The sequence below is a fragment of the Cellvibrio sp. KY-YJ-3 genome, from assembly GCF_008806955.1.
Taxonomy (GTDB): Bacteria; Pseudomonadota; Gammaproteobacteria; order Pseudomonadales; family Cellvibrionaceae; genus Cellvibrio.
Window position 1 is genome coordinate 4,252,290 of record NZ_CP031727.1, and the last position, 14,451, is coordinate 4,266,740.

Here is a 14,451-nt window from a genome sequence, read left to right on the forward strand (position 1 = left end):
GCCCTCCTATGAAACCCATTCACCTTCCTGTGTTTGTTTTTGCCCTAAGCCTGATTGCCTGTAGCAGCCAACCACAGCCGCAAGAAAAAAGCTCAGAGGATGAACTGACAGATGCGTTGGCGGCTGTTTTTGGTGAGCGTAAAAAGCCGGATATGAAAATGGTAGAAAAATACCCCTTGGGCACGGCGGAAAATCCTGTACGGGTGGCTATGCCGATTGGTCAGCGGGATTATTTATCGCGTTTGGTGTGCAGCAACGGCGAGCAAGTTTCAGCATTTGCGCGCGAAGGTAGCGCAGGTATTGGTCCCTATGGCTCGATGATAGATTCCTACACCGTCATTTGCGACACCTATCAGGGTGCGGTTGAGCACACAGTTTATTTGGATATGTATCACGGCGACTATGAAGAAACGCGCCCGGCGCAGGGATTCAAAGCACTGCTACCCCAGAAAAACAATTAACAAATTCGACCTAATGGCAACGCTATACTGGTTAGGCTTGTTCGTATCAATAGGTGTTATCTACTCAAGGAGACTGCAATGAAAACAACTCTGCTCTTGGTGTTGGCTATAGGTTTTATCAGCTTAACTGGCTGCACACACAACAACACCGGCACTGCCAGCTTGATCAATACCTATTGGAAACTGGTTGAAATAAAAGGTACCGCCGTGGCTGTCAGCGACAATCAGCGCGAGCCGCATATTGTGCTGAACACGGAGCGGCGTGTAGCAGGCTCCGATGGTTGCAATCGCATGATGGGTGGCTATCAGGTGTCGGGCGATAAATTACAATTCACCCAAATGGCCGGTACGCGCATGGCGTGCATGCAAGGTGCAGAACAAGCGCAGCTGATTGGCGCCACCCTGCCGAAGGTTGCCAGTTATGACATAGCTGGCGATCAACTGGAATTGCGCGATGCCGGGGGTGTAGCTATTGCACGCTTTAAAGCGGTTGCACTTCCCTGATTTTTTTACGGCTAGCGTTTAAGGGCTAACCCTGCTGACGAAACTCGGTGGGCGTTACGCCCACCATGCGTTTGAAAAAACGGTGAAAAGCGGAGGGACTGTTAAAACCGGATTTATAGATAATCTCCAACACCGTTTCATTTTTATAGTCGGGCGACAACAACAACCGTTTAGCTTCTTCCACACGGTAGCGATTAATAAATTCAAAAAAATTTGATTGGTAATGCATTTTTAAAATCGCGGAAATGTCGCGCGGCTTTAATCCCGTCTGCTCTGCAAAACGCTCCAGGTTAATATTGCTCTCCAGGTACAACTTGTCTTCATTCATGGCTTTTTCAATAACTGCGACTTTGTGATCCATTTTGGTCGGCTGTATCGGCTTGGCAACCGGCATAGCGTTCACGCTGAGCAATTGACGGGTATTAATCAAACCAAATACAAATAACGCGTTTACCAATATTACCGTTAGATAATTGTCGATAATTCCCAGGCTATCACTTACCCCGGCACTCACCTGCCCCTCAAGCACATAAGCCAGCAGCGACCACAGCCAGTGAATACAGAAACCTGCAAGCACTGCATCTGCCAATTTCAATTCAGACATGGAAATAGCTGAATAAAGTGCTTTCAAGTTCTCACGCAATTTATATTCGGCGATAACACAGGCAACGATGTAACCCAGCGGGGATATTTTTACCAGCGCCCAAATAAAAGCAACCGCCGTATTTTCCGCCCCAACCAATTCTGTTGTTGGCCACCATTCAAGGCTATTAATATCAAATAAAACCAATAACAGCGCCGCCACCAGTGCCGGTACTAAATGCAGAAAATTCCACCATCGCAACAACTGCATTTTTTGTGATAAAGAGCGCAAATAAAAATACAGCACCGGCCCCTGCAATAATAAACACACCGCAAGAATCGTAACAACCAATGGCGACTGATTGATAGCCGCACCTTTTAAATCGCCATTCCAGACAATGAGCGTAGTAGTTAGCACCAGTGCGATTAACACGAAAAAAGCAGAGAGAATTCGACGCGGCTGCAGGTGCTTGGCGGGTAACAAATTCAGTAGCGCAGCCAATACACAACACTCAAGGGCGGTAAGCAGCAACACCACGTCGTGAATATTTAGAAAGTTGGTTTTCATTAGACCTTTCTCGCACACAGAAATACCGCCACCTTTTCCGGTGACAAAACAGGTGGCGGTATCATCAGGAATTGAATTAGAGCGAATGACAAATGGCGTGATTTTAGTAAACGATTTACTTCACGTTATTATTTAAATACACAATGCTTGGCGTAATCCTTGGCTTCATTCATCGTCATCTCGCCCTTGGGTTTGGTTTCGATGGATTTACACCAATCAGGGCTGCCCACTTCGGGCGCACAAGCAGAGAGCAAACTCGCAGCAGCGAGCAGAGGTAATGATTTAACGACAGGTAGAATTTTCATAACAACATCCCCGGGTTTTATTATAAGAGATCAATGTTTTTAACTGCGACGCTGGCGCACCGCTTCAAACAAACAAATACCGGTAGCGACCGAAACATTCAAACTGCTCACTGTGCCGGCCATCGGAATATTCATTAAATGATCGCAGGTGTCTTGTGTAAGCCGGCGCAAACCATCTCCTTCAGCCCCCATTAAAATACCAATTGGCCCCTTGAGGTTGGATTGGTAAATAGAATGCTCCGCGTCGCCCGCCGCACCAAATAACCAGATGCCTTTTTCCTGCAATTTTTTCAGGGTACGCGCCAAATTAGTCACGGGCACAAAAGGTAAAACCTCGGCGGCACCGCATGCCACTTTGCGCGCAATCGGCGTGAGGCCAGCGGATTTATCTTTTGGCGCAATGACCGCATGCACACCCGCCGCTTCCGCTGAACGCATGCAGGCGCCCAAATTATGCGGGTCAGTGACACCATCCAGAATTAATAAAAACGCAGGCTCATTGAGATTATCAAGCAAATTAAACAACCAGGTTTCGTCGTAGGTTTCGCCGGGTGTGCATACCGCCACCACCCCCTGATGATTTTCATCGCTCACCAACTCATCCAGTTTATTGCGATTAACCACCTGGCAGTGAATACCATTACTCTGCGCCGCATTCACAATTTTTTGCAGTTTCTGATCGTTGCGCCCCTGCACCATGTAAATTTCAATCACACGCTGGGGTGCGCTTTTCAGCAGCGCCTGCACTGCGTGCAAGCCAAATATAAATTCACGTTTCAAAACACTTACCTTAAAAAAATCGTTAATTACCGCACCGGTATTCGCGCGAACTAGCGTTCAGAGATCCGGGTTTCGCGCTCGCGCCAAATGCGGTCTTTAACCACATAGATTTCGCGCGTCAGGCTTTCATCGGAAACAAAATGCTCGCTTTGCAGCCAGCAATCACTTCGTTGTCTTAGCCTTAGCCACCGGCTTTTTAGCAGTTGGCGCCGCAGCCCGAGCGACAGCCTTGCCTTTTGTCGCTCCTGACGGCGACGGTTGAACTGTTGCTGGCGCTGCCTTGCTTGTAGCTTTCGCATTTTTACGGCCATGACTCACCTCACTTGCAGCCTTAGTGGTTTTTTTGGCGGGCACTGCAGCAGCTACCTTTTTAACAGCTGCGGTTTTCGGTGCTGCAGTTTTCTTGGCAGCACCGGCACTCTCCGCTTTAGCCACAGAGACCTTACTATTGGATTTTTTTACCGCGGGTTTCGCTGCTGCAACATCAGTTGCAGCTAATTTTTTGCCGGTCACTTTAGCCACTGCCGCCTTAGCGCCACCAGATTTGCTGCCCTCAGGCTTGGTGCTTGCAGGCTTAACTGACGCCGGCTTTTTAACTGCTGGTTTTTTTGCAGTGGTCTTTTTTGTGGCAGTGTTTTTTGTAGCTGGTTTTTTCGTCGCGGCTTTTTCCGGCACAGCTGTTGCGATAGCCGGTTTGGCCACAACCTGTTTAACATCTTGCTTATTGGCAGCGGATTTTTTAGCCGCATTTTTTGCATCGCGTTTAGCGACTTTAGGTTTGACTTGGGATTTAGGGCGACGAATGGCAGCCTCCGACTCCAACTCAAAATCAATTTTTCGGTTGTCCAAATCCACGCGCACTACGCGCACCACCAAACTATCACCCAAACCAAATACTTTACGCGTGCGCTCACCCATCAAGCGATGTTGCGCCGGTTCAAAACGATAATAATCGTGTGGCAATGAGGTGATATGAATCAAACCTTCCACATACAATTCATTGAGTTCAACAAATAAACCAAAGCTGGTTACTGCACTTACATGGCCATCATAAATGGCGCCAACTTGATCGCGCAGGTATTCACATTTGAGCCAGCTCACCACATCGCGGGTCGCCTCATCGGCGCGGCGTTCAGTGCGTGAACACTGTTCGCCGAATACCAACATTTCTGCAGCCGTATAGGGGTAAATAAATTTCTTCGGAATGGCTTTGGCGGTGTCCACCCGACGTACATGGGTGGTGGGTTCGGTGCTGCGAATTACCGAGCGAATCGCGCGATGCACTAACAAATCCGGGTAGCGACGAATAGGCGAGGTGAAGTGGGTATAAGCTTCGTAACCCAAACCAAAGTGGCCGTGGTTTTCTACCTGATACATCGCCTGACGCAAACTGCGCAGCATTACTGTTTGGATTAAATGGCCGTCGCTGCGATCCTGAATCATTTGCAGCAATTGTTGGTAATCCCCCGGTGTGGGCTTATCGCCACCGGCCAAACCTAAACCCAACTCCGATAAATAAGCGCGCAGGTTGGCGAGCTTGGTTTCCGTCGGGCCTTCATGTACGCGGAACAAACCCACCAAATTATGTTTTTCAATAAAGGTAGCTGCACACACATTGGCGCACAACATACATTCTTCAATTAACTTGTGGGCGTCGTTGCGTTTGATGGGAACAATACGTTCAATTTTGCGCTCATCATTAAATTGGATGCGTGTTTCAGTGGTCTCAAAATCGATAGCACCACGTTCATCGCGCGCTGCACGCAAACACTCATACAGTTTATGCAACAATTCGAGCTGCGGAATAACCGCTTTATATTCTTCGCGCAGCGCCGCGCGGGTTTCACCTTCGCCGGTGAGAATCTCGCCCACTTTGGTGTAAGTGAGGCGCGCATGGGAGTGCATAACCCCTTCATAAAATTGATAACCGGTAATACGCCCCGCCGTGCTGATATTCATCTCGCAGATCATGCACAAGCGATCCACATTCGGGTTGAGCGAACACAGGCCATTGGATAAGGCCTCGGGCAACATGGGCACTACGTAATCGGGGAAATACACCGAGTTGCCGCGTGCACGCGCCTCTACATCCAGCGCACTCTCCACTTGCACATAGTGGGATACATCGGCAATCGCCACATATAACCGCCAACCACCTTTGCGCCGCTCGCACAACACGGCATCGTCAAAATCGCGGGCATCTTCACCATCGATAGTCACAAAGGGCAAATGGCGCACATCCACCCGGTGCAATTTGTCTTTTTCTTCCACTTCATGGGACAGACGCGCCGCTTCGGCAATCACCGCCTCCGGCCACACACTGGGGATACCATGAGCTTGAATCGCCAGCTCGATTTCCATGCCCGGCGCCATATGATCGCCCAGCACTTGCACTACGCGGCCGGTAGGCAGGCGGTTTTTATCCGGCTGCTGGGTAATTTCGGCCACCACAATCTGACCGTGTTTAGCACCGCCATAGGCGCCAAACGGGATCATTATGTCATGGGTAATACGTGGGTTTTCCGGGCGCACAAACTGCACCCCCTCTTCATTAAAGAAGCGCCCCGCCAATTGAGTGGTATTGCGGATCAGCACTTCAATAATCGCGCCCTCTTCTTTACCGCGATACTGCTCACCCGAAAGGCGCACCAGCACCTCATCGCCATCAAACACTTTGCGCATCTGGCGATTGTGTAAATAAATGTCTTCGCCGCCCTCAGAGGGGATCACAAAGCCATAACCATCGCGATGCCCCTGCACCCGTCCACGCACCACATCAATTTTATCCAGCCGCACATAGGCATCGCGGCGGTTGCTGATCAGCTGACCATCGCGCGCCATCGCAATCAACCGACGGCGCAAGGCTTCAATCTGGTCTTCGCCGGTCAGCTTAAGCATCGCGCACATCTGCTCATGGGTCACTGGCTCGGCAGCGGTATCCAGAAGCTCAAGAATGTATTCGCGGCTGGGAATGGGGTTTTCATACTTCTCAGCTTCGCGTGCGGCAAAAGGGTCTTTGAAGGGGGATTTACGTTTGCTCAATTGGGCATCCTGTGTTCAATAATTGGCGGATCTCTAACTATCCTGGCAGTTGATTTGAATTATAGGGCAGCAATCATGACAAACCTACAAATAAAATGGATAAGGCCGTTGACAAGGCAAATCCGGATAATTATAGTGCGCGGCCTCAGCTAGCTGAGATTGCCCAGGTGGTGAAATTGGTAGACACGCCAGCTTCAGGTGTTGGTGGCTTAACGGCCGTGAAGGTTCAAGTCCTTTCCTGGGCACCACACAATGAAAACCCCCGCTATGAAAATAGCGGGGGTTTTTGCTTTTGGGCGATTTAAACATCGCCATGCTCAACAACAATTACAGGATTGATTTAAATTAACCCCTAACCCGTATAGAGCCCAATAGAATACGGTGTTATTAATCTTTAATTGCTTTTCAACGAACAACCCTGTTCTTATTGAATATCCCCAACAGGAACGCCAATCATGCCAGACAAACGCCAGAGTATTCGTGAGGCTTTTTTGAAGGCGGCGTTTAGCTTTTTGGGGTATATCGCCGGTTGCGATGGGGCGATCAATCGCGATGAGGTGAATCGCCTTAAGATTCACATGAAAAAAATGCACTTGTCGGAGGATGAGCAGCGCAGTGCTTTGCATTTGTTTAAAGCGGGTACGGCAGCTGAGTTTAACGCGAGCCAAGCGCTGCAAGAATTTCGCACTGCCACAACGCCTAAACTGATACAGATTTTATTGGTGCATCTGCTCGCTATGGCGCGCGCCGATGGATGCCTGGTGGAGAAGGAGCTGCATGCATTGCAGTGGATCGCGCGGGAAGTTGGTTATGACAGCGTTGTGTTCAATCACTTATTAAAAATGATTTACGAGCAAGACCAACTTGCGCTGAGCATCAACACGCAAAAACCTGCGCAACCGAATACTTACAGCGCTCCCGCAAAAGAACAGACGAAGGCAAACCACAACGCGCATCGCCCGACAGCCAATCACAATCAGGATTTACAAAAAGCTTACAAAATTTTAGGTGTAAATGCCGGGATGACCGAAGATGAAATGCGGCGAACTTATAAAAAATTGGCCAGCCAACTTCATCCCGATAAATTAATGAGCCAAGGCCTGGCGCCAGAACAACTCGCTGCCAGCAATGAACGCTTTAAACAGATTCAAGCAGCCTATGCTTTTATTAAAAAATATCGGTCAATCTACTCGGCAGGTTAAGCCTAGGCATTATGTCGTGGCAAAGTGAATTTACTTTATTCGCGTCACAGTCAGCCCCACAGCGGCAATACGATTCGCTTTTTTATAATAGGGTTGCTCAAGTTCCTCTCCAAATATGTCCGGATCGATTTCTTCATACGACCATTGAAATTTATCGCTCGCCAACGAGGGTAATAATTCCGATAGCAGTGGATTATTGTCATCGCTGGTGATGGCCATGCCCGTATACAAAAGAAAGTGGCCGCCCGGTGCAAGTAAACCCAGCGCATGCTTTGCAATACGTAAACTTAACGCTAACCCGAGATGTGAGCCGCCATCTCGATACAAGCGCCCCGCCGGATCACTGAGGTAAGGCGGGTTGGATACAATCAGATCAAATTCCAAACCCCTGATATTAAAAAAATCACCCGGCAGTGCATTTATTGGTATGCCGGCCACATTGGCGCAGATACGCGCATAATCCAGCGCCGTGGAATTTAAATCATTTAAATTTAATTCATAGAGCTGGTGAGTTGGTAAGGCGCGGATTGCCGCGATTCCTCCGGCCCCGCTGCCACAACCAACATCCAATACCCTAACGGGAATACTGCGATGCGCAAAGCTGGAGCGCGATTGAAACAAGCGCAGCGAATGTTGCACGAAGCGAGCAAAGCGGTAAGTATCTGGCCCAAAAAAAACGGCATCCGCATCATTGGTCGGGAAATAGGAATGCAAAAATAAATCCTCACCCAAGGAGGAAATACGGATTTTGCTGCGGAAACAATCGCCGCCATTAAACAACAAATCGGCCTCGGTCATTAATGTAAATATAAGGGGCGGTAGAACGGCGGCATTAAATGGCAGGTTCCAGCCAAACACATCGCGCGCATTCTTTGCAAGGCCGTCAAAACCCAGTAAAAACCGTTCATGGGTGCGCGGTGTCACCGTGGTAAAACTGTAGCCCTGTAAGGCAATGGAACGCAGTAATTCCTCTAACAACATAATGCGTTTAGCATTGGATGTACGCATAAGATATTGATCACCATAACGCGCAACCTCATACCGACGATTAGGCATAAACCGGTTCCGCCACAACAGATTTTTTGCGTGAAATCGCCGGAAGCCTGAGTTTCATATGTTGACTATATTTGTCGTAGCAGAGCTGACCACAACTCAACCGCATGAGCGCACCTTCAGCGATGAATCGTGCGCTTTCAGGGTGCGAACTCACCAGCGGCCGTACAATTTCCTGAATCCATGCGCGCGAATGAAAAACATCAATCGCTGCATGCAAATCAAAATAGCGGCGTGATCTACGTGGAAATTTCAGCCGCTGCATTGCGCGCGATACTTTTGCGGCGCGCCGGGGTGCAGTTAATTCGATAGCGCCCAGCGCGCCCAGGGATTGATAGGTATACCGGCGCGATGTCGCTAACCCCAACATGGTATTTGCCAAAGCCAGAGATTCCCACTCTGTAGTTTCAATGGATGGAGTTAACTGTAATTCCTGCACCATCGCTTCCAATAATGGGCCGTGCATTGCTTTGGTTTTGCCGCGCCCCATTTCATCCCAGTAATTACGGGCACATTCGAGTTTGGCTTGGGTTGGTAGCTTAACTTGCGTGTAGGCCACCAGATCATCAAAGCCCGCCTCACCCGCTGCCTCCTGCGTGAGAAACCATTTCATTTCTTCGGCAGACGCGTGATCTGCCAACCAATCAAATAAGGGATGATTTTGACCAGGCCCCCACTCAATAAGGGACTCAAACCAGCCAACAAATTCATCAGGATTTGTTGTTACACCATCGACCAGCGAGCAAACAGATGAGCGCATCTCCTCCAAAAATCGACCTTCGAGTAAACGCATTTTAAGACTTGCACTTTCATCCGCTTCCCACTCGTCACACGGAATAGCAACCGCCGTTCGTGAACGATTAAAGTTAGCAAGCGTAACGTGAAATGTTTGCGGGTCTATTCCAGAGAGATACATAAAACCTCCGCATCACCAATATTTTCCGACATGAATTTACTATCATCCGGCGACCTTAGTGGATCACATGCACCGTCTCTGTACGCTGCTGCACACAACCTCCATAAGAGAATGGTTTATGGGGTATTTATTGAAATAGTTTTTAAAACACACACTTAAAAATAATTTTAATTACTCATAAATATAATGAAAATATTTATGCCTGTTGGCCCATGCGCATTTTCAGCAAGTTGAATTAGACGCAACAATTTATTCTGCTTCACGCACAACTATCAAAGCGCAAAGCGAATTTTAATTGCCCTCACGTTAGCTACCGCACAGATGCAGCGGAAAGATAAGACCACCCTCTTTCACATTCACCGATCAACCTAAGGAGGATGTGATGAAAAATTCTGATCAGCACGCCATGCAAGATCCACGAACGCAATACCCCAAAAGCCAAGGTCAAGGCGAGGCCGATGAGCAACAACCAGACCCGGGATTGGATGCAGTTTTAGCACCACAGGCAGATCACGGTGAACGGAGTTATCGCGGCGCAGGCCGGCTCGATGGGCGCAAGGCACTTATTACCGGTGGCGATTCCGGTATCGGCCGCGCGGTGGCAATCGCGTTTGCCCGTGAAGGGGCAGATGTAGTGATTAACTTCTTGCCCAGTGAAGAAATTGATGGTCAGAAAACACTGAATATGATTCGCCAGGCGGGACAAAAAGCAATTGCAATTCCAGGTGACATTACCGACGAAAATTTTTGCAAAACCTTGGTAAAACAAGCCGTTGAAGCATTAGGGTCGATTGATATTTTGATCAACAATGCAGGCAAACAGCAATTTGTGGAAGAGCTGGAAGATCTCACTACCAAACAATTTGTTGAAACCTACGCGACCAATGTATTTGGTATGTTTTGGATTACCAAAGCCGCAGTACCGCACATGCCTCCCGGCGCCAGCATTATCAATACCACGTCCATTCAATCCTATCAGCCCTCCCCCGGTTTATTGGACTACGCATCCACCAAAGGTGCCATCACTGCATTCACCAAAAGTTTGGCGAAAATGCTGATTAAAAAAGGCATTCGTGTGAATGCCGTTGCACCCGGCCCGGTGTGGACACCACTCCAACAAAGTGGCGGTCAGCCCGAAGAAAAACTGCGTCGGTTTGGCGACAAAGTTCCACTGGGGCGCGCAGGACAACCAGCAGAAGTTGCACCCGCATTTGTTTTTCTCGCTTCGCAAGAATCCAGTTACATCACCGCTGAAGTGATTGGTGTCACCGGCGGTGCACATTTACCTTGAGCTGAAATATTTCAAAACAATTCCTCCGATTAATAGGCGATTTTAGTAAGGATATTTTTATGAACGATTCATCCAAAACAACCCAACATAAATCCGGTAGCCATGATAAACGCGGCGCTGGCAAGCCAGAGACAGCGGGTGCCGGTTCAGTGCTGAGCACCGTTGCCGGGCCCTCCGCTGATCAGCCGCCACAAACGCTGGGGGCAGATGACCCGATTCAACAGCGACTGTTGGACAAAACAGTAGGCGGTCAAAAGCTGGCAGAAAAAATCCCTTCGAACCTCAATAAACCGCACGAATACGGTGAGGCTTCACGCACACCGGTTACGGGAGCGACAGTGGAACCTGATTCGCCCGCTGCCGGCGGCAGCACCTCAACAGAAATTATTGAGTCGCCCAAAACAGGTGATGGAACAACAATGCCTGGATTAAACCCCACGGTTAGTTCCTTGGATCGCGTGAGAGTGGATAGCAGCAACCAACAGCTAACCACCAACCAAGGCGTACCGATTGCCGATAACCAACACTCGTTAAAAATTGGTTTGCGCGGCCCAACAGCGCTGGAAGATTTTATTCTGCGCGAAAAAATTACCCATTTTGATCATGAACGTATTCCAGAACGTGTGGTGCACGCGCGTGGCTCGGCCGCCCATGGTTATTTTGAGTGCTATCGCGCCTTAACCGAATTCACTACCGCCGCGCCGTTTAGTGAAAAAGGAAAACGCACGCCGGTATTCACGCGTTTTTCTACAGTCGCCGGTGAACGTGGATCTGCCGATACGGTGCGCGATGTGCGCGGTTTTGCAGTGAAATTTTATACCGATGAAGGCAATTGGGATTTGGTGGGCAATAATATTCCGGTGTTTTTTATTCAGGATGCAATGAAGTTTCCCGACTTGGTTCACGCCGTTAAACCCGAGCCACATCACGCTATGCCGCAGGCATCCAGTGCCCACGATACCTTTTGGGATTTTGTGTCGCTAATGCCGGAAGCCACGCATATGTTGCTCTGGCAAATGTCCGACCGGGCCATTCCACGCAGCTATCGCACTATGCAAGGTTTTGGTGTGCACACCTTTCGTTTGGTGAATGCAGACGGCGCATCGGTATTTTGTAAATTCCACTGGACACCGCTTGCCGGTACGCACTCCTTGGTGTGGGATGAGGCCGCAAAAATTATCGGCGCCGATCCGGATTTTCATCGCCGCGATTTATGGGAGGCAATTGAAGCAGGCGCGTTTCCGGAATATGAATTGGGCCTACAAATATTTTCAGAGGAGACCGCTAATAGTTTCCCCTTTGATGTGCTCGACCCCACCAAATTAGTACCGGAAGAATTGGTGCCAGTGATCGCGGTGGGCAAGATGGTATTGAATCGAAACCCGGATAATTTTTTTGCCGAAACTGAACAAGTTGCATTTTGTACGGCGCATGTCATTCCAGGTATCGATTTCACCAATGACCCGCTATTGCAAGGCCGGATTCACTCTTATGTGGATACCCAAATTAGTCGCTTGGGCGGCGCAAACTTTCATGAGATCCCCATCAATTCACCCCTAGCGCAAGTGCATAACAATCAACGCGATGGCATGCATCGCCAGGCAATTAATCGCGGCCGGGTGAATTACGAACCCAATTCACTGGCAGGCGGATGTCCATTTCAAGCGGGAATGTCGGGCTACAAAAGTTTTCCTGAACCCATTGCGGAAGATAAAGTACGCGGCAATCCCGAACTATTTTCGGATCACTATTCGCAAGCAAGACTTTTTTGGCAGAGCCAATCACCGGACGAACAAACACACATTATTAACGCGTTTCGTTTTGAACTGACACGGGTGCAAACACCGGCTGTGCGTGCGCGGGTGGTGTCACTGCTGGTGAATGTTGATGCGCTATTGGCAAAGTGTGTTGCCGATGGTTTGGGTATCGAACTGCCACCGGCAATGCCACTTGCATCCAACTTACCTATTCCATCCTACCCTCCCTCTCCGGCGCTATCGTTATTAACCCGCCCTGGCGTAACCGGTATAGCCACACGCCGGGTAGCGATTTTGGTGTGCGAGGGCGTTGCGCAAAAAAGTGTGTTCGCAGTTTATAACGACTTGCTGCAAGAAGGTGCCGTACCAAGATTAGTGGGGGCACGCCTGGGCAAAATAAAAACCGCTGAAGGTACGACGCTGGATATAGAGATCACTTTGGAAGCAGGCCCTGCAGTGCTCTATGACGGCGTAATTATTATGCAAGGTGATGCATCGCTCCCCCGCAGTGCTGATCCCCTCGAATTTGTGCGGCAACAACATCGCCACTGCAAACCGATTTATGCCATCGGTGGCGGAATGTTAATAGCCGCAGCAGGCATTCCCACGGTTTTTGCCGATGGCGATGCCGATCCCGCCATTATTATTGATGAGGAAAAAATGCAAACCGATTCACTCGCCAAATTTAAAACCGCCTTAGCCGGGCACCGTTCATTTGAGCGCGAAACAGATCCATCAGCAATGTAATGCCGGAGCCTATAAGCAGGGAGCAAAAAATCAAGTAAGTCATTTCACTGGATGGGAGTTCACTATGCGCGCGCTCACGTATCACGGCAGCAATGATGTCCGGGTAGATAATATGCCCGATCCAATTATTCAAGAAAGCGACGATATTATTTTGAGAGTCACCGCCACCGCCATTTGCGGTTCTGACTTACACCTTTATCGCGGAAAAATTCCCGAGACTAAAGATGGCGATATTTTTGGTCACGAATTTATGGGCGTTGTGGAGGAAGTGGGCAGCGGCGTAACGGCTGTTGCCAAGGGTGATCGTGTAGTGGTGCCATTTGTGATTGCCTGTGGCAGTTGCTTTTTTTGTGCCATGAATTTGCAAGCTGCGTGCGAAACCACTAACACCGGGCGCGGTGCAATTCTCAACAAAAAACAAATTCCTGCCGGTGCTGCGCTGTTTGGTTTTAGTCATTTATACGGGGGAATTCCCGGCGGTCAGGCAGAATTTGTTCGCGTGCCAAAAGCCAACGTCGGGCCCTTCAAAATTCCCGACAGCATTGACGATGAACGTGTCCTTTTCCTCTCGGATATTCTCCCCACCGGGTATCAAGCCGTGCTCAATGCCGGCATTGGCCACGGCAGTAGTCTGGTCATTCATGGTGCAGGGCCAGTGGGACTTATGTCCGCCGCCTGTGCTCGCCTGCTCGGCGCGCAACAAATATTTATGGTGGATCATCATCAATACCGTCTGGATTTTGCGGTGCAACATTATGGTGTTATCCCCATTAATTTTGATGAGATAGATGACCCGGCCGCGGCGATTATTGAACAGACCGCTGGTTATCGCGGAGTTGACGCCGCCATTGACGCTGTGGGTTTTGAAGCGAAAGGCAGCACGCTGGAAACAGCACTCACCGCATTAAAAATGGAAGGCAGCAGTGGTGCCGCCCTGCGCCAATGTATAGCCGCCGTAAGGCGCGGTGGCACCATTAGCGTACCGGGTGTATACGCCGGTTTTATTCACGGCTTTATGTTTGGCGACGTATTTGAAAAAGGGCTAAGTTTTAAAACGGGGCAGACTCATGTGCAATCTTATTTGCCGACGCTGATTGAATATATTCTGCAAGGTGATTTGCGCCCGGAAATTATTATTTCCCACCGTCTAAGCCTTGAGCAAGCCGCCGAGGGATATCGAATATTTGATAAAAAAGAAGATGCATGCAGGAAAATAATTTTACGACCTTAAAACAATTTTTTA

At 49.2% G+C, this 14,451-nt stretch carries 12 protein-coding genes and 1 tRNA gene; 7 read left to right on the forward strand and 6 right to left on the reverse strand.

Features of this window, described 5'->3' with window-relative positions:
* Positions 1 to 8: 8 nt before the first annotated feature.
* Positions 9 to 461 carry a hypothetical protein gene (locus D0B88_RS18060; RefSeq protein WP_151058896.1) on the forward strand — a complete coding sequence of 151 codons (453 nt, stop codon included), beginning with the start codon at positions 9 to 11 and terminating at the stop codon, positions 459 to 461.
* A gap of 78 nt (positions 462 to 539) precedes the next feature.
* A complete protein-coding gene (locus D0B88_RS18065) occupies positions 540 to 965 on the forward strand; it encodes an META domain-containing protein (protein ID WP_151058898.1) in 426 nt (141 codons plus the stop codon).
* 25 nt (positions 966 to 990) lie between these two features.
* Here the strand turns inward: D0B88_RS18065 and D0B88_RS18070 are convergent, their stop codons facing one another.
* The 4 genes from D0B88_RS18070 to rnr all read right to left on the reverse strand — a co-directional run bounded on the left by D0B88_RS18070 (position 991) and on the right by rnr (position 6,242).
* Positions 991 to 2,115, reverse strand: a complete 1,125-nt coding sequence (locus D0B88_RS18070) for a helix-turn-helix domain-containing protein (protein WP_007643470.1) — start codon at positions 2,113 to 2,115, stop codon at positions 991 to 993.
* A gap of 128 nt (positions 2,116 to 2,243) precedes the next feature.
* Positions 2,244 to 2,420, reverse strand: a complete 177-nt coding sequence (locus tag D0B88_RS18075; protein WP_007643471.1) for a DUF3012 domain-containing protein — start codon at positions 2,418 to 2,420, stop codon at positions 2,244 to 2,246.
* A gap of 39 nt (positions 2,421 to 2,459) precedes the next feature.
* Positions 2,460 to 3,200, reverse strand: coding sequence for a 23S rRNA (guanosine(2251)-2'-O)-methyltransferase RlmB (gene rlmB, locus D0B88_RS18080; RefSeq protein ID WP_007643472.1), 741 nt, complete (start codon positions 3,198 to 3,200; stop codon positions 2,460 to 2,462).
* Positions 3,201 to 3,362: 162 nt separating this feature from the next.
* Positions 3,363 to 6,242, reverse strand: coding sequence for a ribonuclease R (gene rnr / locus D0B88_RS18085; RefSeq protein WP_007643473.1), 2,880 nt, complete (start codon positions 6,240 to 6,242; stop codon positions 3,363 to 3,365).
* A gap of 161 nt (positions 6,243 to 6,403) precedes the next feature.
* Between rnr and D0B88_RS18090 the strand changes: the two genes are divergently transcribed.
* Both D0B88_RS18090 and djlA read left to right on the forward strand, forming a co-directional pair.
* Positions 6,404 to 6,490 (forward strand) — tRNA-Leu (locus D0B88_RS18090).
* A 207-nt stretch (positions 6,491 to 6,697) separates the two neighbouring features.
* Entirely contained in the window at positions 6,698 to 7,444 is a 747-nt protein-coding gene (gene djlA / locus D0B88_RS18095; protein ID WP_007643474.1) for a co-chaperone DjlA, read from the forward strand.
* A gap of 30 nt (positions 7,445 to 7,474) precedes the next feature.
* Here djlA and D0B88_RS18100 read toward each other — a convergent pair whose 3' ends face one another.
* Both D0B88_RS18100 and D0B88_RS18105 read right to left on the reverse strand, forming a co-directional pair.
* Positions 7,475 to 8,500, reverse strand: a complete 1,026-nt coding sequence (locus D0B88_RS18100) for a methyltransferase (protein WP_225318450.1) — start codon at positions 8,498 to 8,500, stop codon at positions 7,475 to 7,477.
* Positions 8,493 to 9,413: an iron-containing redox enzyme family protein gene (locus D0B88_RS18105; protein ID WP_151058900.1), complete on the reverse strand. Its 921-nt coding sequence runs from the start codon at positions 9,411 to 9,413 to the stop codon at positions 8,493 to 8,495. Before D0B88_RS18105 ends, D0B88_RS18100 begins: the two co-directional genes overlap by 8 nt.
* Positions 9,414 to 9,795: 382 nt before the next feature.
* Here D0B88_RS18105 and D0B88_RS18110 point away from each other — a divergent pair, with 382 nt between their 5' ends.
* The 3 genes from D0B88_RS18110 (at position 9,796) to D0B88_RS18120 (ending at position 14,439) form a co-directional block, all read left to right on the forward strand.
* Positions 9,796 to 10,704 (forward strand): SDR family oxidoreductase, encoded by a 909-nt coding sequence (locus D0B88_RS18110; protein ID WP_151058902.1) that lies wholly within the window; start codon positions 9,796 to 9,798, stop codon positions 10,702 to 10,704.
* 59 nt (positions 10,705 to 10,763) lie between these two features.
* A complete protein-coding gene (locus D0B88_RS19190) occupies positions 10,764 to 13,208 on the forward strand; it encodes a catalase (RefSeq protein WP_151058904.1) in 2,445 nt (814 codons plus the stop codon).
* 64 nt (positions 13,209 to 13,272) lie between these two features.
* Positions 13,273 to 14,439 carry a zinc-dependent alcohol dehydrogenase gene (locus D0B88_RS18120; RefSeq protein ID WP_151058906.1) on the forward strand — a complete coding sequence of 389 codons (1,167 nt, stop codon included), beginning with the start codon at positions 13,273 to 13,275 and terminating at the stop codon, positions 14,437 to 14,439.
* The last annotated feature ends 12 nt before the right edge of the window (positions 14,440 to 14,451 follow it).

What these genes read in the sequence shown, in the direction of transcription:
- D0B88_RS18110 (WP_151058902.1), top strand. Translation starts at nt 9,796, where the DNA reads ATGAAAAATTCTGATCAGCACGCCATGCAAGATCCACGAACGCAATAC.
- D0B88_RS18100 (WP_225318450.1), bottom strand. Translation starts at nt 8,500, where the DNA reads ATGCCTAATCGTCGGTATGAGGTTGCGCGTTATGGTGATCAATATCTT.
- D0B88_RS19190 (WP_151058904.1), top strand. Translation starts at nt 10,764, where the DNA reads ATGAACGATTCATCCAAAACAACCCAACATAAATCCGGTAGCCATGAT.
- D0B88_RS18120 (WP_151058906.1), top strand. Translation starts at nt 13,273, where the DNA reads ATGCGCGCGCTCACGTATCACGGCAGCAATGATGTCCGGGTAGATAAT.
- D0B88_RS18075 (WP_007643471.1), bottom strand. Translation starts at nt 2,420, where the DNA reads ATGAAAATTCTACCTGTCGTTAAATCATTACCTCTGCTCGCTGCTGCG.
- D0B88_RS18065 (WP_151058898.1), top strand. Translation starts at nt 540, where the DNA reads ATGAAAACAACTCTGCTCTTGGTGTTGGCTATAGGTTTTATCAGCTTA.
- djlA (WP_007643474.1), top strand. Translation starts at nt 6,698, where the DNA reads ATGCCAGACAAACGCCAGAGTATTCGTGAGGCTTTTTTGAAGGCGGCG.
- D0B88_RS18105 (WP_151058900.1), bottom strand. Translation starts at nt 9,413, where the DNA reads ATGTATCTCTCTGGAATAGACCCGCAAACATTTCACGTTACGCTTGCT.
- D0B88_RS18070 (WP_007643470.1), bottom strand. Translation starts at nt 2,115, where the DNA reads ATGAAAACCAACTTTCTAAATATTCACGACGTGGTGTTGCTGCTTACC.
- D0B88_RS18060 (WP_151058896.1), top strand. Translation starts at nt 9, where the DNA reads ATGAAACCCATTCACCTTCCTGTGTTTGTTTTTGCCCTAAGCCTGATT.